Origin of the sequence: Streptomyces sp. AV19, from assembly GCF_015999245.1 — a bacterium.
In the GTDB taxonomy this organism is placed as follows: Bacteria; Actinomycetota; Actinomycetes; order Streptomycetales; family Streptomycetaceae; genus Streptomyces.
Genome location: NZ_JAEAMR010000022.1, coordinates 705,184 through 725,439, shown reverse-complemented (window position 1 = coordinate 725,439; position 20,256 = coordinate 705,184). Strand labels below are relative to the sequence as shown.

Below are 20,256 nucleotides of genomic sequence, written 5' to 3'. Positions count from 1 at the left end.
GCGGACGACGGTAATCTCGGCACCATGGCCTCACGTACGTCCGGCAAGGGTTCCCAGAGCACGGCGGGCACCTCCAAGCAGCGCGCCGGACGCGCCGGGAGCCCCGCGAAGAAGGCGCCTGCCAAGAAGGCACCCGCGAAGAAGGCCGCCGCCCGGCCGCCCGCCAAGAAGGCACCGGCCAGGAAGGCCGCCGCCAAGGCGGCGCCCAGGCCGTCCGTCGCGGGCCGCGCCGGACGCGGGGTGGCGCACGGCGTCGGCGCGCTGTTCCGGGGCATGGGACGCGGCGCCCGCAACCTGGACCCCGCCCACCGCAAGGACGGGCTCGCGCTGCTGCTGCTCGCCCTCGCCCTGGTCGTCGCGGCCGGCACCTGGTCCAGCCTCGAAGGCCCGGTGGGCGACCTGGTGAAGCTGCTCGTCACCGGTGCCTTCGGCCGCCTCGACCTGGTCGTGCCGATACTCCTCGGCATCATCGCGATGCGGCTCTTCCGCCACCCCGAGCGCCCCGAGGCCAACGGACGCATCGTCATTGGCCTGTCCGCGCTGGTCCTCGGCGTCCTGGGCCAGGTCCACATCGCCTGCGGGGCACCCGGCCGAGGCGAGGGGACGCAGGCGCTCCAGGACGCCGGCGGCCTGATCGGCTGGGCCGCCTCGAAACCGCTGCTGTTCACGGTCGGCCAGGTCCTGGCCGTACCGCTGCTGGTGCTGCTCACGGTCTTCGGGCTGCTGGTCGTCACGGCCACTCCGGTCAACGCGATCCCCCGGCGGCTGCGGCAGCTGGGGATCCGGCTCGGGGTGATCGAGCCGCTGCCCGGCGAGTACGAGGACGAGGACGCGCACCGTTACGCGGGGGAGTACGACGCCGACTGGCGCGAGACCCCGGCCAGGCCCAAGCGCCCCCGGCGCACGCCGGCGGCGCAGGCCGATGCGGAGAGCGCCGAGGAGGAGGCGCTCGCCAAGCGGCGCCGGCCCAGGAAGCCGTCGTCGGACGCTGTGGATGTGGCGGCCGCCGCCGCGGCCTCGCTGGACGGGGCCGTGCTGCACGGGGTGCAGCCCTCGCCGCTCCTCGCCGGGCTCAGCAACGGCATCACCCAGGAGGACGAGCGCACCGTCCCGGTGCCGGCGCGCGGTGCCCGGACGGACGGCTCCGTACCGGACCTCACCAAGCCCGCCCCGGAGCCCCCGGCCGGACTGCCGCCGCGGGCCGAGCAGCTCCAGCTCGCGGGGGACATCACCTACGCCCTGCCCTCCCTCGACCTGCTGGAGCGCGGCGGACCGGGCAAGGCCCGCAGTGCCGCCAACGACGCCATAGTGGCCTCGCTGACCACGGTGTTCGCGGAGTTCAAGGTGGACGCGGCCGTCACCGGCTTCACCCGCGGCCCGACGGTCACCCGCTACGAGGTCGAGCTGGGCCCGGCGGTCAAGGTCGAGCGCATCACCGCGCTCACCAAGAACATCGCCTACGCCGTGGCCAGCCCGGACGTCCGCATCATCAGCCCCATCCCCGGCAAGTCCGCCGTCGGCATCGAGATCCCCAACACCGACCGGGAAATGGTCAACCTGGGCGACGTGCTGCGGCTCGCGGACGCCGCCGGCGACGACCACCCCATGCTCGTGGCGCTGGGCAAGGACGTCGAGGGCGGCTACGTCATGGCCAACCTGGCGAAGATGCCGCACATCCTCGTCGCGGGCGCCACCGGCTCCGGCAAGTCCTCGTGCATCAACTGCCTGATCACCTCGCTGATGATCCGGGCCACCCCCGAGGACGTACGGATGGTGCTGGTCGACCCCAAGCGCGTCGAACTGACCGCGTACGAGGGCATCCCGCACCTGATCACGCCGATCATCACCAACCCCAAGCGGGCCGCCGAGGCCCTCCAGTGGGTGGTGCGTGAGATGGACCTGCGCTACGACGACCTGGCGGCCTACGGCTACCGGCACATCGACGACTTCAACGCGGCGGTGCGCGAGGGCAAGGTCAAGCCCCCCGAGGGCAGCGGCCGCGAGCTGGCGCCCTATCCGTACCTGCTGGTCATCGTGGACGAGCTCGCCGACCTGATGATGGTCGCCCCGCGCGACGTCGAGGACTCGATCGTGCGCATCACCCAGCTCGCCCGGGCCGCCGGCATCCACCTGGTGCTGGCCACCCAGCGGCCGTCCGTGGACGTCGTCACCGGCCTCATCAAGGCCAACGTGCCCTCCCGGCTCGCCTTCGCCACGTCCTCGCTCGCCGACAGCCGCGTCATCCTGGACCAGCCCGGCGCCGAGAAGCTGATCGGCAAGGGCGACGGCCTGTTCCTGCCGATGGGCGCGAACAAGCCGATCCGCATGCAGGGCGCCTTCGTGACCGAGGCCGAGGTCTCCACCGTCGTCCAGCACTGCAAGGACCAGATGGCGCCCGTCTTCCGGGACGACGTCACGGTCGGCACGGCGCAGAAGAAGGAGATCGACGAGGACATCGGTGACGACCTCGATCTGTTGTGCCAGGCGGCCGAGCTGGTCGTCTCCACCCAGTTCGGCTCGACGTCGATGCTCCAGCGCAAACTGCGTGTGGGATTCGCCAAGGCGGGCAGGCTCATGGACCTGATGGAGTCGCGCAACATCGTGGGTCCGAGCGAGGGCTCCAAGGCCCGCGACGTGCTCGTCAAGCCGGACGAACTGGACGGGGCGCTCGCACTCATCCGCGGGGACGCCGGAGCCTGACGGCGGGTGGACGCCCTGGTCAACCGTTTCTCCCGGGCGGGCGCGCAGGGGTGAGGAGGGAGGGGAGCAGCGATGTGCCGCAGCCGGTACCGCAGAGCCTTCTGATGGCCTACAAAGTCGGCCTTCCCGCTTGCCGGACGCTTTTGCGTCCCCCCTAGACTGAACTTCCAGCAGGTGGCTGCACGCTCGAAAGGCGCCCACGTGTCCATCGGCAACTCACCCCCGGAGGACGAACGGCCCTCCATCGGCCGCGCTCTCCAACAGGCCCGCATCAACGCCGGACTGACCGTCGACGAGATCAGTTCGACCACTCGCGTACGCGTTCCGATCGTGCATGCGATCGAACAGGACGACTTCTCCCGTTGTGGTGGGGACGTCTACGCCCGAGGACATATCCGCACGCTGGCGCGCGCCGCCGGCCTCGATCCCACGCGGCTCATCGAGCAGTACGACGCCGAGCACGGCGGGCGTCCCCGGCCGAGCCGGGCGGCGCCGGTCTTCGACGCCGAGCGCATCCGGCCCGAGCCCCGGCGGCCCAACTGGACCGCCGCCATGGTCGCGGCGATCGTCGCGGTCGTCGGCTTCGTCGGATTCACGCTCTTCAACGGCGGGGCCAAGAGCCAGGACAACGCCGCCGAGGCGGGCCAGGCGTCGGCCAAGCCGTCGAAGGCCCCCGCCAAGGCGCCCCCGGGCAAGGCCGACGCCAAGAAGCCCGAGCCGTCCGACAGCGCGGTCGCCGGTGCCCCGGCCAACAAGGTCACGGTCAAGCTCACCGCCGAGCGGGACCAGACCTGGATGTCGGCCAAGGACCACAACGGCAAGCTGCTCGACGAGGGCGTGCTCAGGCGTGGGGCCTCCAAGACCTTCACCGACAGCAACCGGATCGACCTGGTGCTCGGCAACGCCGGCGCCGTCCAGCTGTTCGTGAACGGCAAGGAGATCAAGAACGTCGGCGACGACGGGCAGGTCCAGCGCCTCAGCTACACCCGGGGCGACCCCGCCGCCGGCTGAGCGGCGGCGGAACGGGACCCTCCGGCCGACGGAGGGCCGCCGGGTGACCAGGCTCTCCGCACCCGGCGGCCACTCGGCAACGGAAGCGGCGTCCGGACAAAGTAGGCTGAGCCCTATGCCCGAACGCCGTACCGTCGCTCTTGTCACACTTGGCTGCGCCCGTAACGAGGTGGACTCGGAGGAGCTGGCAGGCCGCTTGGCGGCGGACGGCTGGGACCTCGTCGAGGACGCCGCCGACGCCGATGTCGCCGTCGTGAATACCTGCGGCTTCGTCGAAGCCGCGAAGAAGGACTCCGTCGACGCCCTCCTGGAGGCCAACGACCTCAAGGACCAGGGCCGCACCCAGGCCGTGGTCGCCGTCGGCTGCATGGCCGAGAGGTACGGCAAGGAGCTGGCGGACGCGCTGCCGGAGGCGGACGGCGTCCTGGGCTTTGACGACTACGCCGACATCTCCGACCGCCTGCAGACGATCCTCTCCGGCGGCATCCACGCCGCCCACACCCCGCGCGACCGGCGCAAGCTGCTGCCGATCAGCCCCGCCGAGCGTCAGGGCGCCACCGCCGTGGCCCTGCCCGGCCACGCCCAGGACACCTCCCCCGAGGACCTGCCGGAGGGCGTCGCCCCCGCCTCCGGGCCCCGGGCCCCGCTGCGCCGCCGGCTCGGCGCCAGCCCGGTGGCCTCCGTCAAGCTGGCCTCCGGCTGCGACCGGCGCTGCTCGTTCTGCGCGATCCCCTCCTTCCGCGGCTCGTTCATCTCCCGCCGCCCCTCCGACGTGCTCGGCGAGGCCCGCTGGCTGGCGGAGCAGGGTGTGAAGGAGATCATGCTGGTCTCCGAGAACAACACCTCCTACGGCAAGGACCTCGGCGACATCCGGCTGCTGGAGACCCTGCTGCCGGAGCTGGCGGCGGTGGACGGCCTGGAGCGGATCCGGGTCAGCTACCTCCAGCCGGCCGAGCTGCGGCCCGGCCTGATCGACGCGCTGACCTCGACCGAGAAGGTCGTCCCGTACTTCGACCTCTCCTTCCAGCACTCGGCGCCCGCCGTGCTGCGCGCGATGCGCCGCTTCGGCGACACCGACCGCTTCCTGGAGCTGCTGGACACGATCCGCGCCAAGGCCCCCCAGGCGGGCGCCCGTTCCAACTTCATCGTCGGCTTCCCCGGCGAGACCGAGGAGGACGTCGCCGAGCTGGAGCGCTTCCTCACGGGCGCCCGGCTGGACGCCATCGGCGTCTTCGGCTACTCCGACGAGGACGGCACCGAGGCCGCGACCTACGAGGACAAGGTGGACCCCGACGTCGTCGCCGAGCGGCTGGCGCGCGTCTCGCGGCTGGCGGAGGAGCTGACCGCGCAGCGCGCCGAGGACCGGATCGGAGAGACAATCGAGGTACTGGTCGATCGCGTGGACGACGAGGACGGCGTCATCGGCCGGGCCGCCCACCAGGCGCCCGAGACCGACGGCCAGGTCCGGCTCGTCACCGAGGGCCTCGCGGACGTGCCCGGTCCCGGTCGCATGGTCGTCGCGAAGGTCGTCGCGAGCGAGGGGGTCGACCTCGTCGCCGAGCCCGTCGGGGACGGCGGGTGTACCGAGGAGGCGGGCAGATGAGCGGAGTCCCGGCATCGGCCGCGGGCCGTCCCGCCCCGGCGCCGGGCGTACGGCCGGTCCGGCTGTGGAACATCGCCAACATCCTCACCATGGTCCGGCTGTTCCTGGTGCCCGGATTCGTCCTGCTGATGCTCCACAACGGCGGGCACGACCCGGTCTGGCGCTCGTTCGCCTGGGCCGCCTTCGCCATCGCCATGATCACCGATCTCTTCGACGGGCATCTGGCGCGGACGTACAACCTGGTCACCGACTTCGGCAAGATCGCCGACCCCATCGCCGACAAGGCGATCATGGGCGCGGCGCTGATCTGCCTCTCCGGCCTGGGCCTCCTGCACTGGTGGGTCACCGGCGTGATCCTCGCCCGCGAGGTGGGCATCACGCTGATGCGGTTCTGGGTGATCAAGCACGGTGTCATCCCGGCCAGCCGGGGCGGCAAGCTGAAGACGCTCGCCCAGGGGGTGGCCACGGGGATGTACATCCTCGCCCTGGAGGGGCCGCTGGCCACGGTGCGCTTCTGGGTGATGGCGGTGGCCGTGGTCTTGACGGTCCTGACCGGCCTGGACTACATCCGGCAGGCCGTCGTCCTGCGCAGGAGGGCGGCGACCGCGGAGTCCGGGCGGTGAGCGCGGACGCGGCCGGCGTCCTGGCCGCGCTGATCACCGGGGGCCGGACGGTGGCCGTCGCCGAGTCGCTGACCGGCGGTCTGGTCGCGGCGGCCCTCACCGCCGTTCCGGGGGCCTCCCGGGCGGTGCGCGGCTCGGTGACCGCCTACGCGACCGAGGTCAAGCGCGACGTCCTGGGAGTGGACGGACACCTGCTGGCCGACCGCGGAGCGGTGGACGCCGAGGTCGCGCGGCAGATGGCCCGGGGCGTGCGCGGCCTGCTGGGCGCCGACTGGGGCCTGGCCACCACCGGCGTCGCCGGGCCCGGGCCCCAGGACGGCCGGCCGGTCGGGACGGTCTTCGTCGCCGCGGCCGGTCCGCACGGCGACTGCGCCGTGCGGAGGCTGTCATTGGACGGCGACAGGGAATCGATTCGGACAGAAAGTGTCCGAGCGGTCCTCGCGCTCCTGCGGGACGAATTGACGGCGAACGCGGGGGCAAAGGATACGGAACACAAGGGGGGAATGGATGTTTGCAGCCCTGAGTGAACACGACATAGCTCCCCGCACGGCCGCACCCCGAGGCGGTACGGTGGGGCGTGAAGGATCCGGATTCGCGGTCCAAGGAGGGAGCCACCGATGATTCTGCTCCGTCGCCTGCTCGGTGACGTGCTGCGTCGGCAGCGCCAACGCCAGGGCCGCACTCTGCGCGAGGTCTCCTCATCGGCCCGGGTCTCGCTCGGTTACCTCTCCGAGGTCGAGCGGGGGCAGAAAGAGGCGTCCTCCGAGCTTCTCTCCGCAATCTGCGACGCTCTGGACGTACGGATGTCCGAGGTCATGCGCGAGGTGAGTGACGAGCTGTCGCTCGCCGAGCTGGCGCAGTCGGCGGCGGCGAGCGAGCCGGTACCCGCGCCGATGCGGCCGATGTTCAACCCGGTGTCGGTGACGTCCGTGACCGGCGTCCCGGGCGAGCGCGTGACCATCAAGGCGCCCGCGGAGGCCGTCGACGTGGTCGCGGCCTGAAGCCCAGCCGGTCAACTGCTGTTCCCGGTCCCCGCCGGTCCGTTGAGGACCTGCGGGGACCGGTGTTTTCCGGGGACGTATCGAGGGGCGTATTCGGGGCGTATGTCCGGGCGTGCAGCGGCATTTCCGGTCGGTTTTCTCCACTCCGGCCCGATTCCGGGTGCTGTGCGATGGTGGTGGAACGGACGAAAGCGAAATCCGGGACCGACGGCAAAGGAGAAGCACATGTCTGTCGTGAAGAGCCCGTTGCCGGAACAGGACCGCAAGACCGTCGGTGAGGCCCTCCAAGGCGCGCTCGTCGATCTCGTGGACCTCTCGCTCGTCGCCAAGCAGGTCCACTGGACGATCGTGGGCCCGCGCTTCCGCTCGGTGCACCTGCAGCTCGACGACGTCGTGGCCAGCGCGCGGCAGCACGCCGACACCGTCGCCGAGCGCGCCTCGGCCATCGGCGTCGCCCCCGACGGACGGGCCGACACCGTGGCCGGAACCAGTGGCATCGCCCCGCTCGGCGGCGGCTGGACCAAGGACGTGGACGTGGTGCGGCTCCTGGTCGACGCGCTCGACGCCGTCATCACCCGGATGCGTCGGCGCATCCGCGACACCGGCGACCCCGACCCGGTCAGTCAGGACATCCTCATCGGGCTCACCGCGGACCTCGAGAAGCACCACTGGATGTTCCAGGCGGAGAACGCCTGAGCGGGCCCCGGGTGGCGGACCCGGGGGCGGCGCGGTCTCCTGGGGGCATGGACGAGCACCCGGTGATCCGCTTCACGAACGAGCTCATGTTGGTCTCCGAGCTCGACCGGCGGGCGGCCGGCGCCTTCGTGCGCAGCGTCTTCCAGGAGGGCGCGCGCGAGGGCGAGCAGCGGGTGATCGTCGAACTCCACCGGCGCGACCGCACGATCGCGGAACTGGAGGCCGAACTGGCGCGGCTGCGCGGCGAGGACGCCGGAGCGTCCGGCTGACGCGGCACCCGGTGGGCACTTCGTCGCGCGGGCGCGGAGCGGTGCGCCCCTCCGGGCTCCGGCGGGGCGGTGCGCGGCGGGCGGCCGTCCGGCTGGCCGCCCTCGTGACGGCCGGGGTGTGGTCCTGGACGGCGTACCGGCTGGGCACCGGGCCCGCGGGCGCGGGGCCGGTGGAGGCGCTGGCGGCCGCCGGGTGGGGGCTGAGCCTGCTGCCGGTGCACTGCGTGCCGTGGACCCGGCCGCGCGGGCGGCGGCGCGGGACCCGGTGAGGCGCGCGGCGGGTCAGGGGGCGCGCAGCCGCAGCCCCCGGGGCGTGGCGTGGAAGCCGGCCGACTCCAGGAGGGATCCCAGCGGCGCGGTGAGGGCCGGGGCGCCGTTGATCCGCTCGACGGTGACCGTGCCCAGGGCGCCCGCGCGGGCCGCCGAGGCCAGGGCCTCCACGGCGGCGCGGAGCCCGGCGTCGTCGGGGGGCGCCTCCTCGTCGGGGCGGTGCCAGGCCAGCAGGGTCTTGCCGCCGCGCTCCACATAGAGCGCCAGCTCCCCGTCCACGAGCACCACCAGGGAGCCCGCCTTGCGGCCGGGCTTGTGGGCGGCGCCCGCCGGGGGATCGGGCCAGGGCAGGGCCGCCCCGTAGGCGTTCGCCGGGTCGGCGGCGGCCAGGACCACGGCGCGGGCATCGGCCGGACGGGAGCCGTGGGGGCCGGAGTCGCCGGCCCGCTCGCGGGCGGTGCTGATGGCGCGGAGGCGGTCGACGGCTCCGTCCATGGCGAACTGGGCGGCGCCCAGCCCCTCGACGACGTAACCGCGGCGGGCCCGGCCGCTCTCCTCGAAGGCGGAGAGCACCCGGTACGCGGCGGAGAAGCCGCCTTCCACGCCTTCGGCGGCGACGGCGCCGCGGGTCACCACTCCGTGCCGGTCGAGGAGCGTCCGGGCCAGGGCGTGGGCCCGGTGGGTGGGGTCGGGCTCCGGCGGGGGCAGCAGCGACCAGCGGCCGGCGACCGTCGGCGGACCGCCGCGCGAGGCGGTGGGGCGGAGCGGGCCCGCCTGCCCCGCGAAGGAGCCGTAACGCCCGCGCGGGACGCGGCGCTTGGCGCGGTGCGCCGTGGCGCCCGCCGTCCGGCCCGAGCCCAGGAGGGAGCGCAGCGGGGCCAGGGTGTCGTCCGTGATCCGGCCGGACCAGGCGAGGTCCCACACGGCGTCGGCGATCTGCGCGTCGGTGGTCAGGGGGCCGTCCGGCTCGGGGAGCGCGGCGCGGACGCGGTCGGTGATCTGGCGGAAGAACAGCCCGTAGCCGCCGGAGAGCGCGTCCAGCACGGCCCGGTGCAGGGGCGTCGGCTCCAGTGGGTGCGGGGCGGGCAGCAGGAGCGGGGCCGTGTCGGCCGGCAGCAGCGAGACCCAGCCGTCCTTGCCGGGCAGGGCGCCGGCGCCGGCCCAGACGACCTCGCCCGCCGCGGTGAGCTCGTCGAGCATCGCCGGGGAGTAGTCCGCGACGCGGGCCGGAAGGACGAGCTTTTCCAGGGCCGAGGCGGGGACCGGCGCGCCCTGCAACTGCTCGACGGCGCGCAGGAGTCCGTCGACGCCGCGCAGGCCGTGGCCGCCGCCGACGTGCTGCCACTGGGGGAGGAAGGCGGCGAGGGCGGCGGGCGGCACCGGCTCCAGCTCCTGGCGCAGCGCCGCCAGGGAGCGGCGGCGCAGCCGGCGCAGCACGGTGGCGTCGCACCACTCCTGGTCCGTGCCGGAGGGGTGGAACTCGCCCTGGACGATGCGGCCGTTGGCGGCCAGGCGGTGCAGGGCGCCGTCGGTCACCGCCGTGCCCAGGCCGAAGCGGGCCGCGGCCTGGGCCGAGGTGAACGGGCCGTGGGTGCGGGCGTAGCGGGCCAGGAGATCGCCGAGCGGGTCCTTGACGGGCTCGGTGAACGCCTCGGGGACGCCCACGGGCAGGGCCGTGCCCAGGGCGTCCCGCAGCCGTCCGGCGTCCTCGACGGCGCACCAGTGCTCGCGGCCGGCGACGCGCACGCGCAGTGCGCGGCGGGCCTCGGCGAGATCGCGCGCCCAGCCCGGCTCGGCGCCGCGCTCCGCCAACTCCTCGTCGGTGAGCGGCCCGAGGAGGCGCAGCAGGTCGGCCACGCCCTCGGCGTCCTTGACGCGGCGGTCCTCGGTGCGCCACTGGAGCTCGCGCTCCAGCTCGGCCAGCACGTCCGCGTCGAGGAGCTCGCGCAGCTCGGCCTGGCCCAGCAGCTCGGCCAGCAGCCGCGAGTCCAGCGAGAGCGCGGCGGCGCGGCGCTCCGCGAGCGGGGAGTCGCCCTCGTAGAGGAACTGGGCGACGTAGCCGAAGAGCAGCGAGCGGGCGAACGGCGACGGCTCGGGGGTGGTGACCTCGACCAGGCGCACGCGGCGCGCCTCGATGTCGCCCATGAGCTCGGTCAGGCCGGGGACGTCGAAGACGTCCTGGAGGCATTCGCGGACGGCCTCCAGGACGATCGGGAACGAACCGAACTCGCTGGCGACCTCCAGCAGTTGGGAGGCGCGCTGGCGCTGCTGCCACAGCGGGGTGCGCTTGCCGGGGTGGCGCCGCGGCAGCAGGAGGGCGCGGGCGGCGCACTCGCGGAAGCGGGCGGCGAACAGGGCCGATCCGCCCACCTGGTCGGTGACGACCTGGCCGATCTCGCCCCGGTCGAAGACGACGTCGGCGGCGTCGACGGGGGACTGCTCCCCGTCGTGCCCGGGGCCCTGCCGGGCCGGGTCGGCGTCGAGCAGGTCCAGGCCCAGGAGCTCGGCGTCGGGCAGGCGCAGCACGATGCCGTCGTCCGCGTGCATCACCTGGGCGTCCATGCCGTACCGCTCGGTGAGGCGGGCACTGAGGGCCAGGGCCCAGGGCGCGTGCACCTGGGCGCCGAAGGGGGAGTGGACGACCACCCGCCAGTCGCCCAGCTCGTCGCGGAAGCGCTCGACGACGATCGTCCGGTCGTCGGGCACGTGGCCGCAGGCGCGGCGCTGTTCGTCCAGGTATGCCAGGACGTTGTCGGCGGCCCAGGTGTCGAGGCCGGCGGCGGTGAGGCGGGCGCGGGCGGACGCCGGCTGCGCGCCGGCGATCTCGCGGAGGAACGCGCCCAGCGCACGGCCGAGTTCGAGCGGGCGGCCCAGCTGGTCGCCCTTCCAGAACGGCAGCCGCCCGGGGACGCCCGGGGCGGGGGTGACGAGGACGCGGTCGCGGGTGATGTCCTCGATCCGCCAGGACGTCGTCCCCAGGGTGAACACGTCGCCCACCCGGGACTCGTAGACCATCTCCTCGTCCAGCTCGCCCACCCGTCGCCCGCCACCACCCCGAGTGGAAGCGCTTCGCGCTGCTGTGTCCGATGGGCCGCCGCCCCTCTTGGGGTCCGCGCCGGCGAGGAAGACGCCGAACAGGCCGCGGTCGGGGATCGTGCCGCCGGAGGTGACCGCGAGGCGCTGGGCGCCGGGGCGGCCGGTGAGCGTGCCGGCGACCCGGTCCCACACCAGGCGGGGGCGCAGCTCGGCGAAGGCGTCGGACGGATAGCGCCCGGCGAGCATGTCGAGCACGCCGTGGTAGGCGGACTCGGGCAGCGCGGCGAAGGGTGCCGCGCGGCGCACCAGGGCCAGCAGCTCCTCGACGTCCCAGGGATCCATGGCCGTCATGGCGACGATCTGCTGGGCCAGCACGTCCAGCGGATTGGCGGGCACCCGCAGGGCCTCGATGGCGCCCTGGCGCATCCGCTCCGTCACGACCGCCGCCTGCACCAGGTCGCCCCGGTACTTGGGGAAGACGACGCCGGTGGAGACGGCGCCCACCTGGTGGCCGGCGCGGCCGACGCGCTGGAGGCCGGAGGCGACCGACGGCGGCGACTCGACCTGGACGACCAGGTCGACCGCGCCCATGTCGATGCCCAGCTCCAGGCTGGAGGTGGCCACCACGGCGGGCAGGCGGCCGGCCTTGAGATCCTCCTCGACCTGGGCGCGCTGCTCCTTGGAGACCGAGCCGTGATGCGCGCGGGCCAGCACCGGGGGCGCGCCCCGGGCCACGCCGGACTGGGCCATCAGCTCGGCGGGCGAGTGGTGTTCGGCCGGCGGCTCGCCGGCCGTCCGCTCGTGGGCGATCTCGTTGAGCCGGTTGCACAGGCGCTCCGCCAGGCGGCGGGAGTTGGCGAAGACGATCGTCGAACGGTGGGCCAGGACGAGATCGGCGATGCGCTCCTCGACGTGGGGCCAGACCGAGGGCCGCTCCCGCTCGTCCCCCTCCTGCACGGGGGCGGCGCCCAGCTCGCCGAGATCCTCCACCGGGACGACCACGGACAGGTCGAACTCCTTGTCCGACGGCGGCTGGACGATCTCGACCCGGCGGTGCGGCGACAGATAGCGCGCGACCTCCTCCACCGGGCGCACGGTGGCGGACAGGCCGATGCGCTGGGCGGGGCGGGGGAGCAGCGCGTCCAGCCGCTCCAGGGACAGGGCCAGGTGCGCGCCGCGCTTCGTCCCGGCGACGGCGTGCACCTCGTCGAGGATGACCGTCTCCACGCCCGTGAGCGCCTGCCTCGCCGCGGAGGTGAGCATCAGGAACAGCGACTCGGGGGTGGTGATGAGGATGTCCGGCGGGCGGGTGACCAGGGCGCGGCGCTCGGTGGCCGGGGTGTCGCCGGAGCGGATGCCGACGCGGATCTCCGGCTCGGGCAGGCCGAGCCGGACGGCCTCCTGGCGGATCCCGGTGAGTGGGCTGCGCAGGTTGCGCTCGACGTCCACCGCGAGGGCTTTGAGCGGGGAGACGTAGAGCACGCGGCAGCGCTTGGCGCGCTCGGCCGGCGGCGGGGCGCTCGCCAGCCGGTCCAGCGAGGCGAGGAAGGCGGCGAGTGTCTTGCCGGAGCCGGTGGGCGCGACGACCAGGACGTCCGCCCCCTCGGCGATGGCCCGCCAGGCGCCGGCCTGCGCGGCCGTGGGCGCGGTGAAGGCGCCCGTGAACCAGGAGCGGGTCGCGGGGGAGAAGCCGCCGAGGGCCGGGTGACCGTCCCCCGCCGAGGCCCGTGCGGGGCCGGTCGCCGAGTCGTCCGTCATGCCCCCCATCGTGCACCGGGGCACTGACAACGCCCCGTCCGCGCAGGTCAGCCCGGGTGCGGGGGGTGTGCGGGCGGGCTGCCGCGGCCGTGCGCGCGCAGGGTCAGGAGCGCCTCGACGGTGGCCACCGGGCGGCTCTCCAGGGCGGTGCCCGGCGCCCAGGCGCCCCGGCGCAGCGGCCAGCCGCCGTCCTCCTGCTGCGCCCCGGCCAGGTGGTCCAGCGAGCGGTCGAACTCGGTGTCGGTGAACCAGGCGCGGGCCAGCGAGTCGGGGGTCCGGGCGAAGTCGTGCGGGAAGTGCGGGAAGGAGCTGTGCGCGGCGGACCCGGCGGGCGGGGACGCGGCCGCGCGCTCCGGGTCCAGCACGGCCAGCCGCTGCTCGCGCACCACCCGGCCGAGCCGGTCGGCGGCGGCCTCGGCCCGGGCGCGGTCCGGGGCCCCGTCGAGGAAGGCGACGGCCGCCTCGACCTCGTAGGGGTGCGGCCGCCCGGCGAGCACCAGCGCGTCGATCGCGGCCCAGCAGAAGTCGGTGGCCCGGAACAGCCAGGCGTGCCACACCGCGTTGCGGTGCAGCAGGCCCACGACCGGGCCGGTGGTCAGCAGGGAGCCGGCGGCCGGGGCGCCGCGGCCGCCCGGCGGGGCGGGGAACCAGGGCGCCGCCGGCCAGGTCCCCGACGCGGGGTGCAGGGCGGGCAGCGCGCCCTCGGGGGTGGAGACCGCCGTCAGGTAACGGCACACGAGTTCGGCGCGGCGGTCCGCGCAGCGGCCGATCTCGTCGAGGACGCGCAGGGCGTGCGCGGTGTGGTGCGGCTGGCTCACCGGGCCGCGCAGGTCGGGGTCCAGAGCGTGCCCGTAGCCGCCGTCCTCGCCGCGGTAGGCCGTCAGCGCCGCCTCCACGGCGTCCGGGCTGCCGTCGAGGAAGTGGTAGGCGAATCTGCGCTGTTCGAGGACGCGGGCGGTCAGCCAGACGAAGGCTTCGGCACGGGCTACGGGGGATGCTCCGGATGGGGCCATGGACAAGACCGTAGGGCGGAAAACGCCGCCGGTCAGCGGCTCGCGCCCGGCTGCACCCGCAGGGGCGGGGGGCGGGACGTACGGGGTTGACGGAGGACGGGCCGGGGGTTCCCGGAGGGGCGGCGCGGGAGCGTTCCGTAGGATCGGCCGGTCTTGAAGATCGACTGGGGGGCGACGGTGGCGACGGTGGACGCATCCATATCCGTCCTGGCGGCGGCCGGTGCCGCCGGGGACGGGCAGGCGGCACGGCTGATCGGCGGGGCGAACGTGCTCCTGGTCCTGGGGATCATGGCGCTCGTCCTGGTGCTCCAGTTCCGGGCCCGCAGGGTGCGGGCCGTCGCGTTCGTCTGGGTGGTCCTGCTCGTCGGCCGCGGCCTCGTCCCGCCGGGTCCGTCGCGCGCGACGGCGGCGGGCCTGGCGTTCCTGGTCCTGGGGCTGGCCGTCTCGGCGGTGTTCGGCGTGCTGAGGGGCCGGGCCATGCCGCTGTGGCGGGACGCGGACGGGACGGTGCGGCGCAGGGGCGACCCGGCCGTCCTGCGGCTTTGGCTGCTGACGGTCGGCGCGCGCTGCGCGGTCTCGGCCGCCGAGTACCTGCTGACCGACGAGCCGTTCAACGGCAACGCGTTCCTGCTCGGGCTCGGGGTCACGCTGGGCGTCCAGCACGCCGTGCTGCTGTCCCGGCGTGCCGTGCTGCGCCGGGACGGGCGGGGGACGACCGTGTCCGTGCCCGGCGCGTGACGGCTTACGCTGCGTACATGCGGTTGACGGTTTTCTGGCAGCGAATGGCGGACCAATTCGGGGCGGCGTACGCCGACTCCTTCGCGCGCGACCACGTGATGTCCGAGCTCGGCGGCAGGACGGTGCACCAGGCGCTGGACGCCGGCTGGGAGGCGAAGGACGTGTGGCGCGCGGTCTGCCGGGCGATGGAGATTCCCGCCGACAGACGCTGATGCGGGGGGTCGTCACGGTTGCCGCCGCGCCCGCGCGGCGCGTTTGACACAAAAATCGAACATCCATTCTCATGGGTGGTCCGGGCCCTCCCGGAAATGTCCACAACATGGCGTTTCCGCAGGTCGGAGCGGTGTCCGGGCCCGTTGTCAGTGGCAGGCGCTAGCGTCATGGACGTGAAGCGATCGACTCAAGCAAACCGGGTGGAACCCATGGCAGGCACGGACCGTGAGAAGGCGCTCGACGCCGCACTCGCGCAGATTGAACGGCAATTCGGCAAGGGCGCCGTGATGCGCCTCGGTGAGCGGCCCAACGAGCCCATCGAGGTCATCTCCACCGGGTCGACCGCTCTCGACGTCGCGCTCGGTGTCGGCGGGCTGCCGCGCGGCCGCGTGGTGGAGATCTACGGGCCGGAGTCCTCCGGCAAGACGACGCTCACCCTGCACGCGGTGGCCAACGCACAGCGGGCCGGTGGCACGGTGGCGTTCGTCGACGCCGAGCACGCGCTCGACCCCGAGTACGCCCGCAAGCTGGGCGTCGACATCGACAACCTGATCCTGTCCCAGCCGGACAACGGCGAACAGGCGCTGGAGATCGTCGACATGCTGGTCCGCTCCGGCGCGCTCGACCTGATCGTCATCGACTCCGTGGCGGCCCTGGTGCCCCGTGCGGAGATCGAGGGCGAGATGGGCGACTCGCACGTGGGCCTCCAGGCCCGCCTGATGAGCCAGGCGCTCCGGAAGATCACCAGCGCGCTCAACCAGTCCAAGACCACCGCGATCTTCATCAACCAGCTCCGCGAGAAGATCGGCGTGATGTTCGGTTCCCCCGAGACCACGACCGGTGGCCGGGCGCTGAAGTTCTACGCCTCGGTGCGCATCGACATCCGCCGCATCGAGACACTCAAGGACGGCACGGAGGCGGTCGGCAACCGCACCCGCTGCAAGGTCGTCAAGAACAAGGTCGCGCCGCCCTTCAAGCAGGCCGAGTTCGACATCCTCTACGGCCAGGGCATCAGCCGCGAGGGCGGCCTGATCGACATGGGCGTGGAGCACGGCTTCGTCCGCAAGGCCGGCGCCTGGTACACCTACGAGGGCGACCAGCTCGGCCAGGGCAAGGAGAACGCCCGCAACTTCCTCAAGGACAACCCCGACCTCGCCGACGAGATCGAGAAGAAGATCAAGGAGAAGCTGGGCGTGGGACAGCGGGGCGCCGCCCCGGCCGAGGACGGCGTCGCCGACGCGGCGGGCGAGCCCGTCAAGTCCGTGCCCGCCCCGGCCACGGCCACCAAGGCCACGGGGAAGGCCGTCAAGGCCGCGGCCAAGGGCTAACCGCCCATGGTGCGACGGAGCGACTGGCCGGCCGGGGCGGCGCCGTCCTCGGCCGGGCGGGTCGCGGGTGATCGTGGCGGTGACGGTCGTGACGGTCGTGGCGGTGACGGCCGCGGCCGACGGACCGGCAGCGGCGCCGAGCCCCCGTCGAGGGCCGGGGGATCGGCGCCACTGCCGCCCGAGGAGCAGGCGCGGGCCATTTGCCTGCGCCTGCTCACCGGATCCCCGCGCACCCGCAAGCAGTTGGCGGAAGCGCTGGCGCAGCGGGGCATTCCCGACGACGCGGCGGAGGCGGTGCTCTCCCGCTTCGAGGAAGTGGGGCTGATCGACGACGCGGCCTTCGCCGGTGCCTGGGTGGACTCCCGGCACCGGGGACGGGGGCTGGCCCGCCGTGCCCTCGCCCGCGAACTGCGCACCAAGGGTGTGGAGTCGGCGGTGATCGACGAGGCGGTCGGGCGGCTCGACGCGGAGCAGGAGGAGCTCACCGCGCGCGAGTTGGTGGAGCGCAAGCTCCGGGTCACGCGGGGGATGGACCGGGAGAAGCGGTTGCGGCGCCTTGTGGGGATGCTGGCGCGCAAGGGGTATTCGGAGGGGGTTGCGTTGCGGGTGGTGCGGCGGGCGTTGGAGGAGGAGGGGGATGATCCGGAGGTGCTTGACGGGTATTTGCCCGGTGAGTGATGGGGTGGTGTGGGGTGGTGGGCTGGGCTGGGCTTGTTGAGCCCGGGCGTGGGGTGGTCGGGTGAGGGGTGAGGCCCAGTCCCGCCCTTTCACCGTTTCTTCCGGGCTCCGCCCGGGCCCGGCACCGCGCTCCGCTCGGTGAGCGGGGACTTCGCCCCCTGCACCCCCACTGGGGCTCCGCCTCCAGCTCTCAAGGCTTCGCCCCGGAGCCCGCGTTGTGGCTCCGCCCCGAATACAACGCGGCTCCGCCACGTTCGTCCTCAGGCTCCCCGGAGGGGTACCCGCCCGGACTGGCCGAACGGCGCTCCCGCGCCGCCGGCGCCCTTGCGTCCGCGAGCCCGGTCGCGTCAGCGCGTCACCGGCAGCCCCGCCGCCCGCCACGCCTGGAAGCCGCCCACCACATCCGTGGCCCGGTGCAGGCCCAGCCTCCGTAGCGAGACGGCCGCCAGCGACGACGCGTAGCCCTCGTCGCAGATCACCACCACCCGCAGGTCGTGTCCGGTCGCCTCCTCGGCGTGGTGGGGGCATGCCGGATCCAGCCGCCATTCCAGTTCGTTGCGCTCCACTACCAGCGCACCGGGGATCGTTCCGTCCCGCTCCCGCAGCGCGGCGTAGCGGATGTCCACCAGCAGGCCGCCCTCGGCCTGTGCCCCGGCGGCCTCGGCGGGGGCCAGCCGGGCCAGTTCGGCGCGGGCGGTGGCCAGTAGTTCCTCGACCGTCACGTCCACTCCTCCGGCCACTCGACCTCCTCCAGGCGCAGCACCCGGCCCGTGCGGCCGTACCGGCGCATCAGCGGCAGTGGCGGGTAGTAGGCGTGCACCGACACCGCGTGCTCCTCCTGCGAAGGGTTGAACACCTGGTGCACATGGTGCGGGCCGAAGGCCCGGCCGTCCTGGGCGGCGAGCTGCCGTTCGCGGTCGACGCCGTCCGCGAGCTCCAGCAATGTCCAGCCCTCCGTGGGCAGTTGGGCGGCGAGTGACTGTTCGGTCAGCCGGCCCCCGGCGGTGACGAAGGCGCCGTGCGAGCCGCCGTGGTCGTGCCAGCCGGTGTCGGTGCCCGGCGGCCAGCCGATCAGCCACGCCTGGCTCCCGCCCGGCCCCTCCAGCCGGATCCAGGTGCGGCCCTCGGGATCGAGCGGGAGGGAGGAGACGAGCGACGCGTCGGCGGCCACACCGCGTGCGAAGCGGAGCAGGTCGGCCGCCGAGGGCGCGCCGACGCCGGTGGAAAGGGCAGAAGGGACAGGAAGGGATGACAACGGAACCGCCCTGAATGATCGCGGGAAGGGGCGCGGAAACCGCGCGGGAACGTGCGGATCAGCAGGACGGACGACAGACACAGCCCGCGTAGCGGAGCAGGTCCACATGGACCCTCCGCCAGAAACGCGTGCCGTTGTCCTTCACGGGCCGGAGTCAACCACGGCCCGCCGGGCCGGTCAACGCTTGGCCGAAGCCTCACGGGGAGCCGGATCGGCCTTCTCCGACGGCTCCTTGACGAGATCCGTGCCCGCCTCCCGGGCCGGTTCCGGGGACCCGCCGCGGATCGCGTCCGCGCAGGCGTACAGCTCCGCCGGCCGCACCCCGGACATCGCCGCCACCAGATGTCCGTCCGGCCGCACCACGAGCACCGTGTGCGCCGCGGCCCCCGGATAGCCCTCGGCGACGAGCAGTTCGGCCCGCACGGGCAGGGCGCCGACGGCCGCCGCCAGCCCGGGCATCAGCCCCGCGCCCAGCCAGTGCCGCCGCTCCCACACCCCCGTGCCGGGGGCGACCAGCACGACCAGCAGCGGCCCGTCCAGCCGGTCGCGCAGCCGGACGGCCGAACCGTCCGGCGCCGTCACCGGCACGTCCGCCGCGGGCGCCCCGACCGGGGTGCCCACCGGCACCGAACTCGCGGGCGGCGCCGCCGGGGCCAGGGGCGTGCGGGCGTGCACCGCGGGCTCGCCCAGTGCCCCGCGCCCCACGTGGGCGTCCGTCAGCAGCGCGTCGTGTCCCCGCACGGCGCCCGGGATCACCGTGCGCCGGACCGTGCGCCAGCCGCCCGCGCCCCGTACGGCGGGCAGCGCCCGGTCTGCGGCCCGCAGCCTGGCCCCCACGGCCTCCCGCCGCTCGGCCTCGTAGCTGTCGAGCAGCGCCTCGGACGCCCCGTGGTGCCACGCCTGGGCCAGCTTCCAGGCGAGGTTCCCGGCGTCCCGCAGGCCCTCGTCGAGGCCCTGGGTGCCGAGCGCGCCCAGCAGATGGGCGGCGTCACCGGCCAGGAAGGCGCGCCCGCTGCGCCAGCGGCGCGCGAGGCGGTGGTGCACGGCGTGCACGCCGGTGTCCAGGAGCTCGTACCGCGGCACGTTCCCGCACCAGGCGCCGAGGGTGTCGTGGATGTGGCCGACGAGGTCCTCGGGCGTGACCAGCCCGCCGTCCGGCGGCAGCAGCCAGTCCAGCCGCCACACCCCGTCCGGCAGCGGCCGGGCCGTCACCTCCGCGCCCCGCAGGGGCGACCGCTGGAGAACGGCCTCGCCCGGCCAGGGCAGTTCGGTGCGCAGGGCCGCGACCGCGTACCGCTCGACCGCGGTGCGGCCCGGGAAGCGGGCGCCGAGCAGCTTGCGGACGACGGACCGGGGGCCGTCGCAGCCGACCAGGTAACCGGCCCGCCAGGTGGACCCGTTCTCGCCCCGGGTGTGCAGGGTGATCCCGTCGGCGTCCTGCTGGAGCACGGTGACCCGGCTGCCGGGGACGATCCGCACGTCCTCCCGGCCGGCGAGGGCGGCGCGCAGCTCGCGCACCAGTGCGTGCTGGGGCAGGTGCAGCGGGGACGGTTCCCCCGGCACGTCCTCCGACGCGGCCTCGGGGGATTCGGAATCGTCCAACACGCCATCGTCCAACACGCCGTCGTCCGGGGCGGGTTCGTCCGGCTCCTTGCCGGGGTCCGGCTCGCCGAAGGGCACACGCGTCACCAGCGTGCGCCGACGCATCGTGCGCCACCCGGACCACCGCGCGCCCTCCGCCGTCGTGCAGCCGAGCCGCTCCAGCATGCCCACCGTGCCGGGCCGCAGGACGGCGGTGCGGGCGAGGCGCCGGTCGCGGAGGTCCGCGTCGTCGGCCGGCCTCTCGTCGAGGACGACGACGGGTACCTCGTACCGGGCGAGGGACAGGGCGAGCGCGAGACCGACGGGGCCGGCCCCGACGACGGTCACCGGGTCCACGGGGCGGGGCGGGTGAGGAGACGGAGCGCGATCACAGAACGTATGCAACCCATTGCCGCTGCTTGCGTCAAGTGATCAGTGGCCTCCCGGCGGCGCGCCGGTGGCGTGCGCCCCCGTGGCCCGGAG

At 74.3% G+C, this 20,256-nt stretch carries 19 protein-coding genes; 13 read left to right on the top strand and 6 right to left on the bottom strand.

Annotated features, from left to right (window positions below; translation table 11 throughout):
- The first annotated feature begins 24 nt into the window (after positions 1–24).
- The 9 genes from I5Q34_RS31340 (at position 25) to I5Q34_RS31300 (ending at position 8,172) form a co-directional block, all read left to right on the top strand.
- Positions 25–2,700 (top strand): DNA translocase FtsK, encoded by a 2,676-nt coding sequence (locus tag I5Q34_RS31340; RefSeq protein WP_199895833.1) that lies wholly within the window; start codon positions 25–27, stop codon positions 2,698–2,700.
- Positions 2,701–2,901: 201 nt separating this feature from the next.
- A complete protein-coding gene (locus I5Q34_RS31335) occupies positions 2,902–3,711 on the top strand; it encodes a helix-turn-helix domain-containing protein (RefSeq protein ID WP_199895832.1) in 810 nt (269 codons plus the stop codon).
- A 115-nt stretch (positions 3,712–3,826) separates the two neighbouring features.
- Positions 3,827–5,314, top strand: a complete 1,488-nt coding sequence (rimO, locus tag I5Q34_RS31330) for a 30S ribosomal protein S12 methylthiotransferase RimO (RefSeq protein ID WP_199895831.1) — start codon at positions 3,827–3,829, stop codon at positions 5,312–5,314.
- The gene (pgsA, locus tag I5Q34_RS31325) at positions 5,311–5,937 is read left to right on the top strand and encodes a CDP-diacylglycerol--glycerol-3-phosphate 3-phosphatidyltransferase (RefSeq protein WP_199895830.1); all 627 of its coding nucleotides are present in this window, start codon (positions 5,311–5,313) and stop codon (positions 5,935–5,937) included. The genes rimO and pgsA overlap by 4 nt, the downstream gene beginning before the upstream one ends.
- Complete coding sequence (locus tag I5Q34_RS31320; protein ID WP_199895829.1) at positions 5,934–6,464, top strand: CinA family protein; 531 nt, start codon at positions 5,934–5,936, stop codon at positions 6,462–6,464. The genes pgsA and I5Q34_RS31320 overlap by 4 nt, the downstream gene beginning before the upstream one ends.
- Before the next feature lie 90 nt (positions 6,465–6,554).
- Positions 6,555–6,938: a helix-turn-helix domain-containing protein gene (locus I5Q34_RS31315; protein ID WP_004955592.1), complete on the top strand. Its 384-nt coding sequence runs from the start codon at positions 6,555–6,557 to the stop codon at positions 6,936–6,938.
- 225 nt (positions 6,939–7,163) lie between these two features.
- Entirely contained in the window at positions 7,164–7,634 is a 471-nt protein-coding gene (locus I5Q34_RS31310; RefSeq protein ID WP_199895828.1) for a Dps family protein, read from the top strand.
- 47 nt (positions 7,635–7,681) lie between these two features.
- Entirely contained in the window at positions 7,682–7,903 is a 222-nt protein-coding gene (locus tag I5Q34_RS31305) for a hypothetical protein (RefSeq protein ID WP_199895827.1), read from the top strand.
- A gap of 11 nt (positions 7,904–7,914) precedes the next feature.
- Positions 7,915–8,172 (top strand): hypothetical protein, encoded by a 258-nt coding sequence (locus I5Q34_RS31300; RefSeq protein WP_234429879.1) that lies wholly within the window; start codon positions 7,915–7,917, stop codon positions 8,170–8,172.
- Positions 8,173–8,185: 13 nt separating this feature from the next.
- On the opposite strand, the gene I5Q34_RS31295 is transcribed toward I5Q34_RS31300, so the two are convergent.
- Both I5Q34_RS31295 and I5Q34_RS31290 read right to left on the bottom strand, forming a co-directional pair.
- Positions 8,186–12,967: an ATP-dependent helicase gene (locus tag I5Q34_RS31295; protein ID WP_199895826.1), complete on the bottom strand. Its 4,782-nt coding sequence runs from the start codon at positions 12,965–12,967 to the stop codon at positions 8,186–8,188.
- Positions 12,968–13,014: 47 nt separating this feature from the next.
- Entirely contained in the window at positions 13,015–13,980 is a 966-nt protein-coding gene (locus I5Q34_RS31290) for a hypothetical protein (protein WP_199895825.1), read from the bottom strand.
- A gap of 153 nt (positions 13,981–14,133) precedes the next feature.
- Here I5Q34_RS31290 and I5Q34_RS31285 point away from each other — a divergent pair, with 153 nt between their 5' ends.
- The 4 genes from I5Q34_RS31285 (at position 14,134) to recX (ending at position 16,937) form a co-directional block, all read left to right on the top strand.
- Positions 14,134–14,718 carry a hypothetical protein gene (locus I5Q34_RS31285; protein ID WP_199895824.1) on the top strand — a complete coding sequence of 195 codons (585 nt, stop codon included), beginning with the start codon at positions 14,134–14,136 and terminating at the stop codon, positions 14,716–14,718.
- A gap of 17 nt (positions 14,719–14,735) precedes the next feature.
- On the top strand, positions 14,736–14,930 hold the full coding sequence (locus I5Q34_RS31280) for a DUF3046 domain-containing protein (protein ID WP_199895823.1): 195 nt from the start codon (positions 14,736–14,738) through the stop codon (positions 14,928–14,930).
- A gap of 210 nt (positions 14,931–15,140) precedes the next feature.
- Positions 15,141–16,259, top strand: coding sequence for a recombinase RecA (recA, locus tag I5Q34_RS31275; RefSeq protein WP_199895822.1), 1,119 nt, complete (start codon positions 15,141–15,143; stop codon positions 16,257–16,259).
- A 6-nt stretch (positions 16,260–16,265) separates the two neighbouring features.
- On the top strand, positions 16,266–16,937 hold the full coding sequence (gene recX / locus I5Q34_RS31270) for a recombination regulator RecX (RefSeq protein WP_199895821.1): 672 nt from the start codon (positions 16,266–16,268) through the stop codon (positions 16,935–16,937).
- A gap of 347 nt (positions 16,938–17,284) precedes the next feature.
- Here the strand turns inward: recX and I5Q34_RS31265 are convergent, their stop codons facing one another.
- From I5Q34_RS31265 to I5Q34_RS31255, 4 genes are read right to left on the bottom strand one after another with little or no spacing between them, the layout of a single operon-like run.
- Positions 17,285–17,659 (bottom strand): rhodanese-like domain-containing protein, encoded by a 375-nt coding sequence (locus I5Q34_RS31265; RefSeq protein ID WP_199895820.1) that lies wholly within the window; start codon positions 17,657–17,659, stop codon positions 17,285–17,287.
- Positions 17,656–18,273 (bottom strand): cysteine dioxygenase, encoded by a 618-nt coding sequence (locus tag I5Q34_RS31260; protein WP_374193076.1) that lies wholly within the window; start codon positions 18,271–18,273, stop codon positions 17,656–17,658. Before I5Q34_RS31260 ends, I5Q34_RS31265 begins: the two co-directional genes overlap by 4 nt.
- Complete coding sequence (locus I5Q34_RS36195; RefSeq protein ID WP_374193082.1) at positions 18,251–18,337, bottom strand: putative leader peptide; 87 nt, start codon at positions 18,335–18,337, stop codon at positions 18,251–18,253. Before I5Q34_RS36195 ends, I5Q34_RS31260 begins: the two co-directional genes overlap by 23 nt.
- 32 nt (positions 18,338–18,369) lie before the next feature.
- The gene (locus I5Q34_RS31255) at positions 18,370–20,130 is read right to left on the bottom strand and encodes an FAD-dependent monooxygenase (protein ID WP_199895818.1); all 1,761 of its coding nucleotides are present in this window, start codon (positions 20,128–20,130) and stop codon (positions 18,370–18,372) included.
- Positions 20,131–20,256 lie beyond the last annotated feature (126 nt).

What these genes read in the sequence shown, in the direction of transcription:
- I5Q34_RS31305 (WP_199895827.1), top strand. Translation starts at nt 7,682, where the DNA reads ATGGACGAGCACCCGGTGATCCGCTTCACGAACGAGCTCATGTTGGTC.
- I5Q34_RS31310 (WP_199895828.1), top strand. Translation starts at nt 7,164, where the DNA reads ATGTCTGTCGTGAAGAGCCCGTTGCCGGAACAGGACCGCAAGACCGTC.
- recA (WP_199895822.1), top strand. Translation starts at nt 15,141, where the DNA reads ATGGCAGGCACGGACCGTGAGAAGGCGCTCGACGCCGCACTCGCGCAG.
- I5Q34_RS31290 (WP_199895825.1), bottom strand. Translation starts at nt 13,980, where the DNA reads ATGGCCCCATCCGGAGCATCCCCCGTAGCCCGTGCCGAAGCCTTCGTC.
- recX (WP_199895821.1), top strand. Translation starts at nt 16,266, where the DNA reads ATGGTGCGACGGAGCGACTGGCCGGCCGGGGCGGCGCCGTCCTCGGCC.
- I5Q34_RS31280 (WP_199895823.1), top strand. Translation starts at nt 14,736, where the DNA reads ATGCGGTTGACGGTTTTCTGGCAGCGAATGGCGGACCAATTCGGGGCG.
- rimO (WP_199895831.1), top strand. Translation starts at nt 3,827, where the DNA reads ATGCCCGAACGCCGTACCGTCGCTCTTGTCACACTTGGCTGCGCCCGT.
- I5Q34_RS31340 (WP_199895833.1), top strand. Translation starts at nt 25, where the DNA reads ATGGCCTCACGTACGTCCGGCAAGGGTTCCCAGAGCACGGCGGGCACC.
- pgsA (WP_199895830.1), top strand. Translation starts at nt 5,311, where the DNA reads ATGAGCGGAGTCCCGGCATCGGCCGCGGGCCGTCCCGCCCCGGCGCCG.
- I5Q34_RS31295 (WP_199895826.1), bottom strand. Translation starts at nt 12,967, where the DNA reads ATGACGGACGACTCGGCGACCGGCCCCGCACGGGCCTCGGCGGGGGAC.
- I5Q34_RS31315 (WP_004955592.1), top strand. Translation starts at nt 6,555, where the DNA reads ATGATTCTGCTCCGTCGCCTGCTCGGTGACGTGCTGCGTCGGCAGCGC.